Origin of the sequence: Staphylococcus saccharolyticus, from assembly GCF_900458815.1 — a bacterium.
GTDB lineage: Bacteria > Bacillota > Bacilli > Staphylococcales > Staphylococcaceae > Staphylococcus > Staphylococcus saccharolyticus.
In genome coordinates this window covers 1,371,697-1,391,100 of the sequence record NZ_UHDZ01000001.1, presented here as the reverse complement: position 1 = coordinate 1,391,100, position 19,404 = coordinate 1,371,697, and the positions used below count along the sequence as shown (strand labels likewise).

General features: G+C 32.4%; 16 protein-coding genes, 2 pseudogenes and 1 riboswitch. Of the genes and pseudogenes, 9 read left to right on the top strand and 9 right to left on the bottom strand.

Annotated features, from left to right (window positions below; translation table 11 throughout):
* The first annotated feature begins 25 nt into the window (after positions 1-25).
* Positions 26-1,837, top strand: a complete 1,812-nt coding sequence (pepF, locus tag DYE57_RS06880; RefSeq protein ID WP_115313395.1) for an oligoendopeptidase F — start codon at positions 26-28, stop codon at positions 1,835-1,837.
* A gap of 129 nt (positions 1,838-1,966) precedes the next feature.
* Here pepF and phoU read toward each other — a convergent pair whose 3' ends face one another.
* The 6 genes from phoU to cvfB all read right to left on the bottom strand — a co-directional run bounded on the left by phoU (position 1,967) and on the right by cvfB (position 7,994).
* Positions 1,967-2,614 carry a phosphate signaling complex protein PhoU gene (gene phoU, locus DYE57_RS06875; protein WP_115313394.1) on the bottom strand — a complete coding sequence of 216 codons (648 nt, stop codon included), beginning with the start codon at positions 2,612-2,614 and terminating at the stop codon, positions 1,967-1,969.
* A 6-nt stretch (positions 2,615-2,620) separates the two neighbouring features.
* A complete protein-coding gene (gene pstB, locus DYE57_RS06870) occupies positions 2,621-3,499 on the bottom strand; it encodes a phosphate ABC transporter ATP-binding protein PstB (protein WP_115313393.1) in 879 nt (292 codons plus the stop codon).
* Between the two features lie 94 nt (positions 3,500-3,593).
* Entirely contained in the window at positions 3,594-4,496 is a 903-nt protein-coding gene (gene pstA / locus DYE57_RS06865; protein ID WP_115313392.1) for a phosphate ABC transporter permease PstA, read from the bottom strand.
* A 1-nt stretch (position 4,497) separates the two neighbouring features.
* Positions 4,498-5,424 (bottom strand): phosphate ABC transporter permease subunit PstC, encoded by a 927-nt coding sequence (gene pstC, locus DYE57_RS06860; RefSeq protein ID WP_115313391.1) that lies wholly within the window; start codon positions 5,422-5,424, stop codon positions 4,498-4,500.
* Positions 5,425-5,629: 205 nt separating this feature from the next.
* Entirely contained in the window at positions 5,630-6,610 is a 981-nt protein-coding gene (locus DYE57_RS06855) for a PstS family phosphate ABC transporter substrate-binding protein (RefSeq protein WP_115313390.1), read from the bottom strand.
* Between the two features lie 487 nt (positions 6,611-7,097).
* Positions 7,098-7,994 carry an RNA-binding virulence regulatory protein CvfB gene (gene cvfB / locus DYE57_RS06850; protein ID WP_115313389.1) on the bottom strand — a complete coding sequence of 299 codons (897 nt, stop codon included), beginning with the start codon at positions 7,992-7,994 and terminating at the stop codon, positions 7,098-7,100.
* Between the two features lie 212 nt (positions 7,995-8,206).
* Here cvfB and DYE57_RS06845 point away from each other — a divergent pair, with 212 nt between their 5' ends.
* The 8 genes from DYE57_RS06845 (at position 8,207) to lysA (ending at position 17,433) form a co-directional block, all read left to right on the top strand.
* Complete coding sequence (locus tag DYE57_RS06845; protein ID WP_115313388.1) at positions 8,207-9,817, top strand: ABC-F family ATP-binding cassette domain-containing protein; 1,611 nt, start codon at positions 8,207-8,209, stop codon at positions 9,815-9,817.
* A gap of 227 nt (positions 9,818-10,044) precedes the next feature.
* Positions 10,045-10,221: riboswitch (Lysine riboswitch) on the top strand.
* 185 nt (positions 10,222-10,406) lie between these two features.
* Complete coding sequence (locus tag DYE57_RS06840) at positions 10,407-11,396, top strand: aspartate-semialdehyde dehydrogenase (RefSeq protein ID WP_115313387.1); 990 nt, start codon at positions 10,407-10,409, stop codon at positions 11,394-11,396.
* A gap of 1 nt (position 11,397) precedes the next feature.
* Positions 11,398-12,282: a 4-hydroxy-tetrahydrodipicolinate synthase gene (gene dapA / locus DYE57_RS06835; RefSeq protein WP_115313386.1), complete on the top strand. Its 885-nt coding sequence runs from the start codon at positions 11,398-11,400 to the stop codon at positions 12,280-12,282.
* Positions 12,282-13,007, top strand: coding sequence for a 4-hydroxy-tetrahydrodipicolinate reductase (dapB, locus tag DYE57_RS06830; protein WP_115313385.1), 726 nt, complete (start codon positions 12,282-12,284; stop codon positions 13,005-13,007). Before dapA ends, dapB begins: the two co-directional genes overlap by 1 nt.
* A gap of 27 nt (positions 13,008-13,034) precedes the next feature.
* A complete protein-coding gene (gene dapD / locus DYE57_RS06825) occupies positions 13,035-13,754 on the top strand; it encodes a 2,3,4,5-tetrahydropyridine-2,6-dicarboxylate N-acetyltransferase (protein WP_115313384.1) in 720 nt (239 codons plus the stop codon).
* A 179-nt stretch (positions 13,755-13,933) separates the two neighbouring features.
* Positions 13,934-15,085, top strand: a complete 1,152-nt coding sequence (locus DYE57_RS06820; RefSeq protein WP_115313383.1) for an amidohydrolase — start codon at positions 13,934-13,936, stop codon at positions 15,083-15,085.
* 5 nt (positions 15,086-15,090) lie between these two features.
* Complete coding sequence (locus tag DYE57_RS06815; protein ID WP_115313382.1) at positions 15,091-16,167, top strand: alanine racemase; 1,077 nt, start codon at positions 15,091-15,093, stop codon at positions 16,165-16,167.
* On the top strand, positions 16,168-17,433 hold the full coding sequence (gene lysA / locus DYE57_RS06810; RefSeq protein ID WP_115313381.1) for a diaminopimelate decarboxylase: 1,266 nt from the start codon (positions 16,168-16,170) through the stop codon (positions 17,431-17,433).
* Positions 17,434-17,573: 140 nt separating this feature from the next.
* Here the strand turns inward: lysA and DYE57_RS06805 are convergent.
* The 3 genes and pseudogenes from DYE57_RS06805 to DYE57_RS06795 all read right to left on the bottom strand — a co-directional run bounded on the left by DYE57_RS06805 (position 17,574) and on the right by DYE57_RS06795 (position 19,401).
* Positions 17,574-18,342, bottom strand: a pseudogene (locus DYE57_RS06805) (hypothetical protein).
* Positions 18,343-18,584: 242 nt separating this feature from the next.
* The gene (locus tag DYE57_RS12840; RefSeq protein WP_420802094.1) at positions 18,585-18,983 is read right to left on the bottom strand and encodes an ATP-binding cassette domain-containing protein; all 399 of its coding nucleotides are present in this window, start codon (positions 18,981-18,983) and stop codon (positions 18,585-18,587) included.
* A gap of 2 nt (positions 18,984-18,985) precedes the next feature.
* Positions 18,986-19,401 (bottom strand): annotated as a pseudogene (locus DYE57_RS06795) (Msa family membrane protein).
* Between the last annotated feature and the right edge of the window lie 3 nt (positions 19,402-19,404).

Here is a 19,404-nt window from a genome sequence, read left to right as displayed (position 1 = left end):
AACGATGGATAAAGGAGTGGTAAGTATGACACAAGGATTACCTTTAAGAAAAGATGTCCCTACTGATAAGAAATGGAATTTAAAGGATTTGTTCACGAGTGATGATGATTTTTATCACACATTAGAACATGTATTACAATCATCTAAAGACTTTAATAAGAAATACTACAAAAAGCTTAATCATATCGAAATCATTGAGGAAGCTTTGAAAGAGTATGAAGATATTTTAATTCAACTAGATCGTTTATATAATTATCCAGAACTTAGAGTAAGTGTCGATACAGGTAATGAAGACGCTCAAAGGGTTAATGCAAAACTTAATACGACCTCAGGTAAAATAGCTGGTCTATTATCTTTTGTGGACTCTGAAATATTAGGATTATCCGATAGTGCATTTAATGAATTAAAACAAAATTCGAACTATCCACATTTCATTAAACAATTACAAGACCGTAAACCATATCAATTGTTTATAGATGTTGAACAGGTATTAGCAATATTAACCCCTACTTTAAGAAGTCCTTTTGAATTGTATGGAACAACTAAAAGTTTAGATATTGATTTTGAATCATTTGAACACGCGGGTGTAACATATCCTTTAGATTATGCAACTTTTGAAAATGAATATGAAGATAATCCAGATCCGGAATTTAGACGCAAAAGTTTTAAGGCATTTAGTACTGCTATTCGTAAATATCAACACACCACTGCAGCAACTTATAATATGCAAGTACAACAAGAAAAGATTGAAGCGGATTTACGTGGTTATGATTCTGTTATAGATTATCTTCTTCAAGAACAAGCAGTATCTCGTGACTTGTTTGATAGACAAATTGATGTCATAATGAGCGATTTAGCGCCAGTTATGCAAAAATACGCAAAGCTTATTCAACGTGTACATGGTCTCGATAAAATACGCTTTGAGGATTTGAAGATATCTTTAGATCCTAGCTATGAGCCAGATATTTCGATTGAGGAATCAAAAGACTATATTTATGGTGCGTTAAATGTTCTTGGCGAAGATTACGTGAAAATGCTAGAGTCAGCTTACAGTCAACGTTGGATTGATTTTGCTCAGAACAAAGGGAAAGATACAGGCGCCTATTGTGCGAGTCCTTATTATACACATTCATATGTGTTTATTTCATGGACTGGAAAGATGGCAGAAACGTTTGTACTTGCTCATGAATTAGGTCATGCTGGTCATTTCACACTAGCACAGAATCATCAGAACTTATTAGAGTCTGAAGCCTCAATGTATTTTGTAGAAGCGCCATCCACGATGAATGAAATGTTGATGTCTAATTATTTATTTAATAGTAGTCAAGATCCGAAATTTAAACGTTGGGTCATTGGGACAATCCTCTCTAGAACGTATTATCATAATATGGTTACACATTTATTAGAAGCAGCTTATCAGCGTGAAGTTTATCAACGTGTCGACCAAGGAGAATCACTGACTGCTTCACTTCTTAATCAAATTATGTTGAATACGTATGAAAAATTCTTTGGTAATGCTGTAGAAATGACAGATGGTGTTGAATTAACATGGATGAGACAACCACATTATTATATGGGATTATACTCTTACACTTATTCTGCAGGTTTAACGATTGGTACAGTTGTTTCTCAGAAGATTAAAAATGAAGGACAACCTGCTGTAGATCGTTGGTTGGAAACACTCAAAGCAGGTGGCAGCAAATCACCAGTTGAGCTTGCTCAAATAGCCGGCGTAGACATTACTACTGATGCACCGTTAAAAGCAACAATTAAATATATTTCAGATTTAGTTGATGAATTAGAACATTTAACAAATCAAATTGAATCAGAGTACTGATTTTAAAAAAGTATATAAAAAGCCCCGAATGAAACCTACTATGTGATAGCCATCAAGGTTTCCATTTGAGGCTTTAATTATTTAGGAGTACTGTCTTATTTATATTAGTTTTACAATAATAAGTTTTGGTTATTCAAATCTTTCAAAATGTTGACCGGTTAAATAGTAATAAACGCTTTCAGCGACATTACTTACGTGATCTCCAATACGTTCAAGATGTCGTGCAGCTAGATGAGCTTGCCCTGCGACAAAAGGATCATTATCTATTAAATAGGTCGTATTGACAATATTAACGTATAAATCATCAATATCTTCATCTCTTTCGATAATTTCTCTGATAAGAGGTAAATCTTCATTTTTAATTGCATGATTTAAGTCTTCGAGCATGAGCATAGCTAATTTCCCCATTGTTTTTAGGCGTGTAAAGACATAATCGTCATTTATTTTAACTCTTAAGCGTATATGAGCAATACTCGCTGCGTTATCTCCCATTCGTTCAAAGTCAGTTGAAATTTTTAATGCCGCCATCATCATTCGTAAATCTGTAGCTATAGGTTGCTGTTTTGTAATTAACATTATTACTTTTTCGTTTATTTCATAATCTAACTGGTTAATTTCTTTATCTTTTTCAATGGTTTCTCTAGCAAGTGCTCTCTTTTCTTCACCCAACGACACTAACGCGTTATTAATATTAAGATAAACACGAAGACCTAGACGTCGTAAATCTTTGATTAACTCATCTAGCTGGCCTTCGTATTTTTGCCTAATAATTGCCATTTAGTTTTATCCGAAACGACCTGAAATGTAATCTTCTGTTTGTTTATCAGAAGGATTAGAGAAGATTTTGTCAGTGTCGTCATATTCATTTACATAACCATTGAGGAAGAATGCTGTTTTATCAGAAACACGTGCAGCTTGTTGCATATTATGTGTAACCATGATAATTGAATAATTTTGTTTTAATTCTTGAACTAGCTCTTCAACTCTTAAAGTTGAAATAGGATCTAATGCAGATGTAGGCTCATCCATTAAAATAACATCGGGTTCAATCGCTAAACATCTTGCGATACAAACACGTTGTTGTTGTCCCCCTGATAAGCCATATGCATTTGTGTGCAAACGATCTTTTAATTCATCCCATATTGCTGCGCCACGTAGTGATTTTTCTACAATTTCATCTAGTATTTTTTTGTTTTTAATACCATGTGTTTTAGGTCCATAAGTGATATTATCATAAATTGATTTAGGGAATGGATTTGGTTGTTGGAAGACCATTCCAACGTTTGTTCTTAATTTCTCTTTAGAATATTTTGAATCAAAAATATTTTGGTCGCGGTATAATATCTTACCAGCAGTTTTAACTGAAGGTACTAATTCAACCATTCTATTTAAAGTTTTAATGTATGTTGATTTACCACAACCTGAAGGGCCAATAATAGCAGTAACATTGTTTTCTAGAATGTCTAAATTGATGTTTTGTAGTGCATGATTTTTACCGTACCATAAATCTAAATTCTGAGTAGAATAAACAATTTTCTTTTCGCTATCTGGAGTAGTATTCTTTTTGTCGTTTTCAGTAGTGACAATGGTAGATACAGAACTATTGTTTTTGTCAGTCTGCTCATCTAATTTATTTTTTTCCGCGACTTGTGAATTAGCCATAATTAAAAACTCCTTCTACATATAGTGAGCTCAGGATAAACTTAATGAGTTTTTATCTTTATCACATTTCAATAACATTTTCCCTTATGTCTGATTAGAACTTTTTACTAAACTTATTACGTAATAATATGGCTACAGCATTCATAAGTAGCAAGATTACTAGTAATACGATAATTCCAGCTGATGCAACATTTTGGAATTCTGCTTGTGGCATTTTAGCCCAAGCGTAAATCTGAGTTGGCAATGCAGAGAATTGATCTAATATACTGTTAGGTGTAGCTAATAAGATAGTTGGAACACCGATAACAACAAGTGGAGCTGTTTCTCCTAACGCACGAGATAAAGATAAAATGAAACCTGTTAAAATACCAGGTAACGCTGCTGGTAATACAACTCTTCTAATTGTTTGCCATTTATTTGCACCAAGGCCATATGATGCTTCTCTTACTGAACCAGGAACAGCTCTGATTGCTTCTTGGCTCGAAACAATGATGACAGGTAAGATAAGTAACGACATTGTTAACGCTGCTGCTAAAACACTGTTACCCATACCAGCTGCTCCTACAAATAATGTGTATCCCAGTAAACCAAATACAATTGAAGGTACACCTGCTAAGTTTGAAATACTTACCTTAACAATTTGAGTGAAAACATTGTCTCTCGCATATTCTTCTAAGTAAATAGCTGTTCCAATTCCTAAAATAATTGTAATGGGAATAATACTTAAAATTAGCCAAATTGTACCAACTAAAGCTCCTTTAATTCCAGCATCTGCAGGTGTAGAAGATGAAAAATTAGTGAAGAATTCAGGTGTTAGATGTCCTGCACCTTTTATAATTGTTTGTGCTAATAAAGCAATTAATACTACTAAACCAATTAACGTACAGAGAAAGAATAACCACTTGTTAATACTATTTTTCTTATCGCGAGAAGAAATATTTTTTTCAACCGACTTCTTATTAATCAATGTTTTATTTGCTGAATTAGTTGTCACCATATTAATACTCCTCTCTGAAACGTTTAGAAATCCATTGTGACAATAAGTTCATGATTAATGTGAAGATGAATAATGTAAATCCAACAGCATAGATACTGTAATAGATATCTGATCCGAAGGGGGCATCTCCTGTAGCAATTTCTACAATATAACCAGTCATTGTTTGTATAGAACTAGTTAAACTTAATGAGGATGTTGGAGAACTACCAGCTGCTAATGACACAATCATCGTTTCACCAATGGCTCTTGAGATACCTAATACGATTGAAGCTACTACTCCCGATGTTGCTGCAGGTAAAACCACCTTAGTAGCAACTTCAAATTTAGTTGCACCTAATCCAAAAGCACCTTCACGAATTTTATCTGGTACAGAAGACATTGCATCTTCACTCATACTTGTAATCATAGGAACAATCATGATACCTACGACAATACCAGGACTAATAGAGTTAAATTCTCCTAAATTTGGAATAATATTTCTTAATATAGGAGTAACAAAAGTTAATGCAAAAAAACCGAATACAATTGTTGGTATTCCTGCTAATATTTCTAGAATAGGTTTGATAATTCTACGTGCTCTATCAGATGCATATTCATTTAGATAAATGGCTGCACCTAGACCAATTGGTACGGCTACAATAGTGGCAATAATCGTGATTTTTAATGTACCAATGATAAGTGCCCAAATACCATATTGTGGTGATGAACCTGTAGGATTCCACGTTCCAGATAAAAAGAATTTAGAGATTGGTACACGTATGAAGAAAGTAATTGTCTCTGTGAGTAAAGTGAACAAAATAGCAATTGTAGTTAAGATTGAAATAGCTGAAATAATACCTAGGATGATAGGAACAATTTTATCACTTGCCCCTCCCTTTTTGTCATTATTCTTGGCTATCATTTCCCTAACATTCGTTTGTGAAGCCATGTAAAACCCTCTTTCTTATCTCCCAAAATAATTAAAAAAAGATTGGGAATTACTCGAGGAAATAGTTGAGTTCAATTCATCTTTATCATATGACAACTCAATTTCATTCCTAAAGCTGAAAAGAACAGACAAAGTGGTATCACACCACCTTGTCGTACACCTTTCGAAAATTCCCAATTCTCAGTATTTAATACATCAGTGAGTTTTATTTATCGTCTGATTTTTTATCAGACTTTTTGTCGTCTGATTTTTGATGTTTATCTAAGTATTTGTTTAAATCTTTTAACTCAGATTTGTAGGTTTTCTTAGGTGAAGCTACATAACCTGCATCTTCAGCTGATTGACCTTTATCTTTAAGTACAAATTTCATGAATTCTGACATTACTTTATTGTCTTTTAATGATTTGTCTTTAACGTAGATGAATAATGGTCTACTTAAAGCATATGAAGCATTTTGGATTGTTTTCTTAGTTGGTTCAGTAACTTTACCGTTATCGTCTTTGATTTTAACTTCTTTTAATTTGTCTTTATTTTGTTCGTAGAAGTTGTAACCGAAGTAACCGATACCTTGTTTATTTTTAGTTACAGAAGATACGATTGCGTTAGTATCAGCATTTTTCTCAGCTTTGATATCTTGTTTGTCCATTACTTCCTCTTCGAAGAAGTCGTAAGTACCATGACTTGAGTTAGGTGATACAGCATTAATTTTTTTATCTGGCCAGCTAGAGTTAACATCTTTCCATGTTTTAGCTTTACCAGAGTAAATTTCTTTTAATTGTGATTTAGTTAATTCTTTAACAAAGTCATTGTCTTTGTTAACTGCGATAGTTACACCGTCTTGTGCAATTTTGAATTCGTGGTATTTAATACCTTTATCTTCTAATTTTTTCTTTTCTTCGTCTTTAATAGGTCTTGAAGCGTCTGAGAAATCAGTTTCGCCAGCAATGAATTTTTGGAATCCAGCACCTGTACCTGCTTGACCAGAAGAAATTTTAGCATCTTTATGATCCTTAGCCCATTTTTCGTTTAATTTTTCAACGATTTGAGCTACTGTTGATGAACCTTCACCTTTTGCAGATCCTTTAAGATCGCTTCCACTTCCAGAACCTCCATTATTACCGCCACAAGCGCCAAGTAAAACCGAAGCTCCTAATACAGTAGTACCGACTAATTGCCACTTTTTCATTGAAACATCCTCCTAAATATAAATAACCTAATGGTATATGTATTTCTTACAGTTTTCATGATACAGACCTTTTGTTAATTAAAAATAGAGTAATTGTAAATGTTTTGTTAAGAATGTATAAGTATTGATTTGTTCTACTTTATATAGAAATAGAAAAATTTTATATTGGCAATTATAGAGAGGATAAGTGAGAGTTATGCTGAATAATTAGGAAATTGATTATTACTATATGTGAAAATGACTGGTGTTATTCTACTTAAAAAAGTGATTACAAGAAAAGATAGTGAACCATACCTATTTAATGATTATTTCAAGACAATGTTGTGCTTTTTATTAGAATTTGTTGTCGGACAAACTCATATTAATGCCCACAAATATTTTAGTTGGATCAAAAACTCTTAGAAATAAACTAACACATAAAAAAGTCTACCCTCTATTACTAGAAAGCAGACTCTTGAAATCATAATCTTGAAAAATTCATCATTTTCTAATCTTTGACACGACTCCAACCTTTTTTAGTTAGAGTAATCTTACCTATTTCAATATTAATAATCTTTTCCTTATATAAATGTCCAATGGCACGTTTAAAAGAACCTTTACTCATATTAAATACTTCTTTAATTGCATCTGGACTTGATTTATCCCAAAATGGCAGTTCTCCATTATATTTAATGAGTAAATCAAAAATAACTTGACCATCATCATCGAGTCGTTCATGTGCTAATGGTAAAAATGAGCCATTTAATTCACCCTTTTCATTGTGACCGATAATACGTACTTCTATTTCTTCACCTAAGCGGGGCTCTTCTTTTCGTTCAGATTTATGGACAAAGATTTTATAACCTTCATCACTAAGTAAGAAACTACCTACTCTTAACAGTCTATAAGCTCGTGCATTAATATGTTCGTTTTGTTTACTATCATCTTGTACTGGTGTATACCTCTTTTCAACGATTGTTTCACTAGCAAGTCTTCCAAACATTTGATTGTTGCTGTCAATTCTTAAAGTTACTAATAAATAGTCCCCAGCTTCTGGCCATAATTGTTTTAGTTTAGGTAAATCCTCCCATGGTACTAGAATTTCACGTGGTAATCCTACATCGATATGTGCGCCATCTCTGTCAGTTTTAATGACTTTAGCAAAATCGTACTTATCTTTAGTAACGTCAGGCATATTTTGAGTTGCAAATAACTCACTTGAGCGGTTGGGATAAATAAAGAAGCTATATTCCTCTCCGATTTCAAAATCATCTTCTTCAGTGACTTCTGATTGATTAAGTTTAACATCCTCACCATTGGGTCCTTTTAACAAGTAAGTTGAACCTTGCAAACCTGTAACCTTTAAAAATTCTATTGAACCTATAATATCTTTATCTAGCGCCATTCTATTCTCCTTAATCTTTTATTAATCAATTTTATTTGCTTTTTTTATTTAATTAGTTACTTTTAATTAAATAAACATGAGCCGTGTCGATAAAATTCTTTTCAATTATAACATGAGTTAAACATTCTATCATTACTATATCAGCGAGGTCGAAACTCCTACTATTATATGATATAATTTCTGAGTTAGAATAACGGTAAAGGAGCAAATGAATGATACAAGTAACTGATGTAAGTTTACGCTTTGGCGATCGTAAACTATTTGAAGATGTAAATATCAAATTTACTGAGGGTAATTGTTATGGCTTGATTGGTGCGAATGGCGCCGGTAAATCAACATTTTTAAAGATTCTATCAGGTGAAATTGACTCACAAACTGGACACGTGACACTAGGTAAAGATGAGCGCCTTGCAGTATTAAAACAAAATCACTTTGCTTATGAAGACGAACGTGTATTAGATGTTGTTATTAAGGGTCATGAGCGTTTATATGAAGTGATGAAAGAAAAAGATGAGATTTATATGAAACCTGATTTCAGTGATGAAGATGGTATTCGTGCTGCTGAACTTGAGGGAGAATTTGCAGAGATGAATGGTTGGAATGCTGAAGCAGATGCTGCTAATCTATTATCTGGCTTAGGTATTCAAACTAATTTACATGATAAAAAGATGGCTGAACTTGAAAATAATCAAAAGGTTAAAGTATTACTTGCGCAAAGTTTATTTGGTGATCCTGATGTATTGCTACTTGATGAGCCTACTAACGGTATAGATATTCCTGCAATAAGTTGGCTAGAAGATTTCTTAATCAACTTTGATAATACAGTTATCGTTGTTTCACACGACCGTCATTTCCTAAATAATGTATGTACACATATTGCTGATTTAGATTTCGGTAAAATTAAACTTTATGTTGGAAACTATGATTTTTGGTATCAATCTAGTCAATTAGCTCAAAAAATGGCTCAAGAACAGAATAAGAAAAAAGAAGAAAAAATGAAAGAATTACAGGATTTCATCGCGCGTTTCTCAGCTAATGCATCTAAATCAAAACAAGCAACAAGTCGTAAGAAACAATTAGAAAAAATTGAGTTAGATGATATTCAACCATCATCAAGAAGATATCCTTATGTGAAATTCACACCTGAACGTGAAATTGGGAATGATTTGCTTACTGTTGAAAATCTTTCTAAAACAATCGATGGTGAGAAAGTGTTAGATAACATTTCATTCACAATGAATCCTAATAATAAAGCGATTCTTATTGGAGATAGTGAAATTGCAAAGACTACATTATTAAAAATTTTAGCTGGTGAAATGGAACCTGATGAAGGAAATTTTAAATGGGGTGTGACGACATCATTAAGTTACTTCCCTAAGGATAACTCTGAATTTTTTGATAATGTAAATATGAATTTAGTTGAATGGTTACGTCAATATGCTCCAGAGGATGAGCAAACTGAAACGTTTTTACGTGGTTTCTTAGGTCGTATGTTATTTAGCGGTGAAGAAGTTAAGAAAAAAGCCAGCGTGTTATCTGGTGGTGAAAAAGTTCGTTGTATGCTTAGTAAGATGATGTTATCGAGTGCAAACGTACTATTATTAGACGAACTCACAAATCATTTGGATTTGGAAAGTATTACTGCAGTGAATGATGGTTTAAAATTATTTAAAGGTTCAATCATCTTTACTTCATATGATTTTGAATTTATCAATACGATTGCCAATCGTGTCATTGATTTAAATCAACAAGGTGCCTTATCTAAAGAGGTTCCTTATGAAGAATACTTGCAAGAAATTGGTGTTCTACAAAGTAATCAGTAATAAATAGTTTTATTTAAACATGGTCTTAGAAGATTAGATTCCTTTTAAGGTCAGGTTTAATTTTATTTGTATTCGTTATTTTTGACTCATCTTTTGTAAGTGTATTGTATAAAAAGTGATTTTTAATAATAAAATACACTTAAATTTTCTGTATATTTTTAAAAATCTAACATTTTGGTTTACAGATATATGTGCTCTATGTATAATGAAACCATATCAATTAAATAAGATTTAGATGAGGCGCATCGATCATGAGTAAATTTTAGAAAATTGTCTGCTAGCAACTGAAATTGAAAGGGTGAGATGCCGAAACAACTCATAATAGCAGTTATGGGTCGTTGGACTTTATGGTTAAGAGCTATAAGTTTGTCATTATTTTTAAATAATGGAGTGCATCACTTGTACATAAATGTAGAGCAAGTTCGCTCATTCCGAACTTGCTCTTTTTGTATACTTTTGTCATTGATGCTGAAAATGGTCAAAAAGCGGTCGAAGAATTATACAGTGCTTTCGATATTTAATAATCATGTGATATATTTATTATAAATTTTCAAAATATTACCAATATTACAAATGGAGTGACTTTATTATGACAAGATTAGCAGTAGCCGGAGCAACAGGATTAGTAGGAACAAAAATGTTAGAAACTTTGGATCGTAAGCATATTCCTTTCGACGAATTAGTGCTTTTCTCATCAGCGCGTTCATCTGGCAAGCAAGTAGAATTTCAAGGACAAACATACACAGTTCAAGAGTTAACAGATGAAGCAGCAAGTGAACATTTCGATTACGTGCTAATGAGTGCTGGAGGAGGTACTAGTGAACATTTCGCCCCACTATTTGAACAAGCGGGTGCAATTGTAATTGACAACTCAAGTCAATGGAGAATGACGGAAGATGTAGATTTAATCGTACCAGAAGTTAATGAACCTAAATTAACACGTGGAATCATTGCTAATCCTAATTGTTCAACAATCCAATCTGTCGTACCACTTAAAATTTTACAAGATACATATGGCTTAAAACGTGTTGCTTATACAACATATCAAGCTGTTTCGGGTTCTGGTATCAAGGGTAAAAGAGATTTATCTGAAGACGCTAACTGTAAAGCACCAGAAGCTTATCCTCATCCTATTTATAACAACGTTTTACCTCACATCGATGTTTTTCTAGAAAATGGTTATACCAAAGAAGAACAAAAAATGATTGATGAAACAAGAAAAATTTTAGACGATAAAGAATTGAAAGTAACTGCCACTTGTGTACGTGTACCAGTTCAAGACAGTCACAGTATTGAAATTGACGTTACTTTAGATAAAGAAGCTAACGTTAAAGATATTCAAAAATTATTTAATCAAGACGACAGGGTTGTTCTTGTAGATAATCCAGAGAACAATGAGTATCCTTTAGCAATTCATTCTACAGGTAAAGATGAGGTCTTTGTTGGTCGTATCAGAAAAGATGATTCATTAGACAACTCTTTCCATGTATGGTGTACATCAGACAATTTACTTAAAGGTGCAGCATTAAATGCAGTTCAAGTACTAGAACAAGTTTTAAAAATGAAAGGAGAACAATAATATGACTCACATGTTTGAAGGCGTTGGCGTAGCACTAGCTACACCTTTTACAAATAATAAAGTTGATTATGACGTATTAGAAAGACATGTACAATTTTTATTAGACAACGATACACAAGCTATTATAGTTAACGGAACTACAGCAGAAAGCCCTACTTTAACTGATCAAGAAAAAGAACAAGTGCTTAAAACTGTTGTAAACATAGTTGATAAACGTGTTCCTATTATTGCTGGCACTGGTACTAATAATACTCAAAAATCAATAGAGTCATCACAAAAGGCTAAAGAAATTGGTGCAGATGCAATTATGCTTATCACACCTTACTATAATAAAACGAATCAACGTGGCTTGATTAAACATTTTGAAACAATTGCAAATGAAGTGAAATTGCCAGTTGTATTATATAACGTGCCTTCTCGTACGAATATGACTATTGAAGCGGAAACTGTAGAAACGCTTAGTCATAATGAATATATTGTTGCTCTTAAAGATGCGACGAATGATTTCGACTATATGGAAGAAGTTAAAAAACGTATTAATGAAGATGATTTTGCTTTATATAGCGGTAATGATGACAATGTTGCTGAATTCTATCAACGTGGGGGTAAAGGCGTCATTTCTGTTATTGCAAATGTTATTCCAAAAGAATTCCAAAATTTATATGACGCAAAACAAAGTGGAGAAAATATTTCAAGTCAATTCGAACTCATCGATCAATTACTCAATTCATTATCAGTTGATGTTAACCCTATTCCTATAAAAGTGTTAACGGCTCATCTAGGATTTGGTAAATATGAAGTACGATTACCTCTTGTACCTTTAGAGGATGCAGAGCGCAAAGTTTTAGAGCAAACTTACGATCAGTTCAAAGCAGGTGAACATTAATGAAGATATTACTTATAGGCTATGGTGCGATGAATCAACGTGTAGCAAGATTAGCAGAAGAAAAAGGACATGAAATCGTTGGCCTGATTGATCGTTCTCCAAAAGATTCGACGCCATATACACATTATGAAAGTATTGCAAAAGTGCAAGATGTAGCAGATGTTGCCATTGACTTCTCTAATCCAGAACTACTATTTCCATTATTAGATGAGTCGTTTAATTTACCATTAGTGATTGCTACAACCGGTGAAAAGTATACACTCATTCAAAAATTAAATCAATTAGGTCAGCATATGCCAGTATTCTTTAGTGCAAATATGAGTTATGGTATACACGCACTCACTAAAATTTTAGAAACTGCGGTTCCCCTACTTCAAGATTTTGATATTGAACTAACTGAAGCCCATCACAATCAAAAGGTAGATGCTCCTAGTGGAACATTAGTGAAGCTATACGACGTCATCAAGGAACTAAGAGATTCAGTGACACCCGTTTATGAGCGTCATGAGAAAACTGAAAAGCGTTCAAAAAATGAAATCGGTATTCATAGCGTTCGCGGAGGCACAATTGTTGGTGAACATGATATTTTATTTGCTGGTACTGATGAAATAATAACTATATCACATAAGGCGCAATCTAAAGATATTTTCGCTAATGGTGCAATTGGTGCTGCTGAAAAATTAATTCATAAAGATAACGGATATTACACATTTGATAATTTATAAACTTTAAACAAAGGAGAAATTCAAATTATGGTACAACATTTATCTGCTCAAGAAATTGTTCAATATATTAGTGATGCAAAAAAATCTACACCGTTAAAAGTATATGTAAATGGAAACTTTGAAGGTGTGACATTTTCAGAAAGTTTTAAAATATTTGGTTCAGAAGAATCTAAGGTGATTTTCTGTGAAGCGGATGACTGGAAACCGTTTTATGAACAACATCAATCTAAAATTCAAGATGTAGAAATTGAAATGGATCGACGCAATTCAGCAATTCCACTTCAAGATTTAACAAATACGAATGCACGAATTGAGCCTGGTGCTTTTATTCGTGAACAAGCTATTATTGAAGATGGTGCAGTTGTAATGATGGGTGCAACAGTCAATATTGGCGCAGTTGTTGGTGAAGGTACAATGATTGATATGAACGCAACTTTAGGAGGCCGAGCTACTACTGGTAAAAATGTTCATGTAGGCGCCGGCGCAGTGTTAGCTGGAGTCATTGAGCCACCTAGTGCTTCACCAGTTATTATTGAAGACAATGTTTTAATTGGAGCTAATGCAGTTATTCTTGAAGGTGTGCGCGTTGGTGAAAGCGCAATTGTAGCTGCTGGTGCAATCGTTACTCAAGATGTTCCAGCTGGTGCAGTAGTTGCTGGTACACCTGCTAAAGTCATTAAACAAACCTCAGAAGTTGAAGACTCTAAACGTGAAATTGTCTCAGCTTTAAGAAAGTTAAATGATTAATGGATAGTTATTGATGAGTCGTTTTCAAATAAATGAATGATTAAGGTTGAAGCAAATGATTCAGATGAACACGCATGTTAGGAAGTTCACTTATTTGTTTCACCTTTTTATTATAAGAAGAATGAACAATGTTTTAATACATAATAAATGAAATCAATTTTATATAAGGGATGATTAAGATGAATGAATTAGAATTTGTTACAAAACATAGAAGACATTTACATCAAAATTCAGAATTAAGTTTACATGAATTTGAAACTACAAAATATATTACACGGTTTCTTGATGATTTGGGTGTCCCATATGATTGCCCTCTCGACACTGGAGCAATTGCATATTTAGAAGGTAATAGCAATCATACAATCGCCTTTCGTGCTGATATTGATGCCTTACCTATTTTTGAGGAAAATAACATCGATTATAGAAGTAAGACGGATAATGTGATGCATGCATGTGGACATGACGGTCATACCTCAGCTTTAATGTTGTTTGTAAAACGTTGTAAAGCAATGGCCGATAAAGATGAGCTACCTCATAATGTAGTGTTTATCTTCCAACCTGCTGAAGAAACTGGCGGTGGTGCCAACCGTTTAATTAAAGCTGGTGCCTTTAAGAAATATCCCATCGAAGCAGTATATGGTATTCATGTAAATCCATTTACAGAAGAAGGCAAAGTTGTTATTCGGGATGAAGAAATAACGGCGAGTGCGACTGAATATCGTTTTTACTTAAATGGTTTGTCTAGTCATGTCGCAGATAAAGAACAAGGACATTCTTGTGGTGAAGCACTGCAACATGTTTTAGCACAAGTAGGACAAATTCAACAGTACCATCTTAATGGATTAAAACGAAATATTGTTCATATGGGTCACTTTGAAGCTGGTGAAGCTATTAATACTGTTCCAAGTCACGGTTATCTAGAAGGAACGATTCGTACCTATGATCTAGATGATCTTATTGTAGTTAAACATCAAATGAATAAAATTGCTGAAAGTGTGCAACTTCTTTTTAATGTTGAGTGTCAAGTTAAATTTGAAGAAGGTTATCCACCTACTATAAATAGTCCTAAGCTACGAGAAAGCGTTGAAAATGCATTAAAAGGCGCTAATTTAGAAGTCATCGATAAACCTACACCATTTTTATTTGGCGAGGACTTTAGTTTTTATGGTCAACAACTCGCACCTTCATACTTTGCGTTTGTGGGTACTCAAAACAAAGATAAAGGTTTTGTTACAGGATTGCATACATCTCATCTTAATTTCGACGAAAAGGTATTGATTGATGTAGCAAATTATTATGAACAAATATTAAGTAATTATAAAGAGGTGTAAGTGAATTGACAGCAATTTGGTCAGTAGATACAGAAGCGTTTTATCAGAATGCTGTAAAAGTTAGAAATAATCAATCTTTAATGGCAGTAGTTAAAAATAATGCATATCATTATGGGTTAGAATTTGCAGTTAAAGAATTTTTAAAAGCTGGTATTCAAACATTTAGTACAACTTCTTTAAAAGAAGCTGTTCGCGTCAGAGAGATAGCACCACAAGCGACAATCTTTCTTATGAATGCAGTTTATGATTTCGATACTGTTAGAAAGTACCAAATTCATATGACACTCCCCTCTTTATCGTACTATTATGATCATAAAGACGACTTGAGCAGTATTCATGTGCATTTAGAGTTTGAGAATCTTTTACATCGTTCAGGTTTTAAAGATTTAAATGAATTTCATGAAGTATTGGAAAATGATGCTCAAAATAAAAGTGAAAATAAAATGATCATTTCAGGTTTGTGGACACACTTTGGTTATGCAGATGAATTTGATGTACTGGAATATGGTATTGAACGTGAAGCTTGGTTGAATATTCTAAATATATTACTTGATGAAGGTTATACATTTGATATGATTCATTCTCAAAATAGTGCTAGCTACTATCGTGAAGGTCAAATCGTCCTTCCTCATCATACTCATGCTCGTGTCGGTATTGCATTGTATGGATCTAGACCTTATAGCAAATTGAATAAGTCTGAAATTCAACAATCTCTCACAGTTAAAAGCAATGTTATTCAAGTGCGCGAAGTAAATAAGGGAGATTATTGTGGATACAGCTTCGCATATGAAGTGACAAAAGATTACACACATTTAGCAGTTGTAGACGTTGGGTATGGTGATGGTATTCTAAAATCTAGAGCCCAACACGAAGTACTCATTAATGGTAAACGTTATCCTATAAAAGCTTTAATGATGAGTCATATGTTTGTTGAAGTTGATGATGAAGTTCATCCACAAGATGAGGTAGTATTATATAATAACGACATACGCATTGATGAATATACATTCAAAGGTGTAGGCGCTAACTCTGAACAACTTAGTGCTATGAATCACGATTCTCTAATAAAGGAGTACATATAAATGGCGGTCAAATATAATGATTATGGCGAATTAACTATGGAAGGTACAAGTTTAAAGACTGTAGCACAAAGTTTTGGTACCCCTACTATTGTTTATGACGAAGATCAAATTCGTACCCAAATGCGTCGATATCATGATGCATTCAAGAAAAGCGGTTTAAAATATAATATTTCTTATGCTTCTAAAGCATTTACTTGTATTCAAATGATTAAATTAGTTCAAGAAGAAGATTTACAATTAGATGTCGTATCAGAAGGAGAACTATATACGGCCTTAGAAGCCGGATTTGATCCTAGCCGTATTCATTTTCATGGTAATAATAAAACAAAACGTGAGATTCAAAATGCATTGGAAAATGATATAGGATATATAGTTGTTGATGCATTAGAAGAAATTGACTTAATAGATAAATATGCAAGTAAAGATGTAAATGTAGTTTTAAGAGTGAATCCAGGTGTAGAAGCACACACTCATGAATTCATTCAAACAGGACAAGAAGATAGTAAATTTGGCCTTTCAATTAAACATGGATTAGCACTTGAAGCAATCCAAAACATCAAAGCTTCTCAGCGTTTAAATTTAAAAGGTATTCATTTCCATGTGGGATCACAAATTGAAGGTACTGAAGCTATGATTGAAACTGCCAAACTTGTATTAAAATGGTTAACTGAAAATGATATACAGGTTGAATTACTTAACATTGGCGGAGGTTTCGGTATCAAATATGTAGAGGGTGATGTGAGCTTCCCTATTGAAACAGGCATCGCTGAAATTGCAGATGCAATTAAAGAAACTGCACAGCAATTAAATTATGTCATCCCTGAAATTGGTATTGAACCTGGTCGTTCAATTGTTGGAGAAGCAGGTATTACTTTATATGAGGTTGGAACGATTAAAGAAATACCTGGAGTGAATAAATATGTGTCTGTTGATGGTGGTATGAGTGATCACATTCGTACAGCTTTATACGGTGCACAGTACGAGGCTTTATTAGTTAATCGTCATGAAGAAACTGATGATACGGTAACGATTGCCGGAAAGTTATGTGAATCTGGTGACATTATTATCAAGAATGCCAAATTACCATCATCGGTTAAACGTGGTGACTACTTAGCTATCTTATCTACAGGTGCATACCATTATTCTATGGCTTCAAATTATAATCAAATGCAAAAGCCATCAGTATTCTTCTTAAAGGATGGTAAAGCACGAGAAGTGATTAAACGTCAATCTTTAAGACAGCTAATTATTAATGATATGAAATAATAATAAAAATGAGTGAGGAAAAAGCTCACCTACTATATTATGATTTTAATTTAATTAAAAACGATTTGCAAAATGCCCTGGATAGGTTTAACCATCATCAGTTCAGGGCATTTTTATAATTAACTTAAATTAAACAAGATTTAAAATTGAATTTTTCTGAATATCGTAATTGTTAAAAAATAAATAATTATTATATAAACTATAGTAATAGTGCTCATTACTGATACGTTGAAAATAAAACTATTATCGCTATCTAAATTTGTAAATTATGAAGGGAAAAACTTGATTTTATTAATATTGTCAGTAATCTTTATGAGCACATAACATAAAATCATACTTATAATAGTTATTCCAGAATTAAATCTGACAGAAAAAATAACGACATAAAATGTTAAGAATAAATCAGTTAAAAAGATTCCAAGAAGATTTAAGATTAGAGTATGATTTAATTCTGAGTTATTTAACAGAAAAGAATGAGATGAGTATTCATAATTGTTAACATAAAACAAATAAACTTCTAACGTTGTGATAATAATAAAATGGATAAGAACATGAAATAACTAGGAATAATAGATATTAATTTAGAATTAAAAATTTTGTAACGACTTTGATCCTTATAAAATAATAGTCTTCCTGTGCTAATTTCGTTGTAAAATGATAAAGATGCTAAATATTCAACAATTATAAGTGATAGCATAGCTTTTTGTTGGGTGTCATATATTGCGTTAAATAGTTCTAAAAAACTTACGCTATTCGTTTGTGTTGCTGATAATGAAGGGAAATTACTATTAAGTAATTCAGCTAGAAATATTAAAAGAGGATAAAATCCGAATTAATAATTGTTATTGAATTTCCGTCAATTTTTTTGATGAAATTGAAATTAGCTTTTAGTTTTAAGGCATTGGTTATAGAATTTTTGAATATTAACTTCTGAGTGATTATTTTATTATGTAAGTCAATTTCTTTAATTTGGTGGTTTTCTAATAAAAGAAATCTATCACAATTTTAACTGATGGAAATTAAAAATAAGGTGTTTTTTTCTTTTGAAAACTTTTCAATTATATTATTTAATTCCCTTACTCCTAACAGATCTAGGCCTAAAAATGGCTCATCTAGTATAGCTACTTTTGGTTGAGTAATTAAACAACTAGCTAAACAGAGTCTCTTTGTTTCATTCCATATGAAGAATTTTTAACTTTCTTATCATTATCTTCTAAACCTACTATGTTAAGCATTGTTTGGATTTCGCTTGAATAGCTAATCTTATTATTAATTTTTAGGTAATTTTCAATATTTTGTCTTGCATTTAACTCTGGGTAATATATTTGCCCTATCATAAAAGAAAAATCTTTAATCATATTGTGGGAGTCATCTATATCCGTATTTTTAAAATAAACATTTCCTTGAGATGGTAATTGAGTTTTAGCTATTAGTTTCATTAATGTTGATTTTCCAGCTTCACTAGAACCTATGAGCCCCACCATTTCACTAGCTAATAATTTGAAATTAACATCACATAGTACTTTTTTTCTTAAAAGATTTATATACATTTCTAAATTCTAGCATTAATTTCGTCTGTTTTATATTTTTTATATTTAATAAAAAATACAATCAATTGAGGTATTAAATAAACAAAAAAAGAAGATTATGTGAGATAATTCAAGCATATTTGGAGAAATTTTAATTTCAATATCACTTCTAGTGATTTGTGCTCTATCGATGTAGGATAAGTAACCATCAAGATGCATTATATATACTATAGATAATGTAAAAAATTAGGTTTTTAATTACATTTAACTATAAATATAGCTTCATTTTTGAAGAAAAAGCAATTAAGATAGCTGATGTAATAGACGGTACTAAAATAATTAATAAATTTGCCAAGTAAACATCAATATGTAATTCTAAAAGTGCTAAAATTGAGAAAAATACAAAGTTTAAAAATAAGGACAATAATATCGACTTCATGAA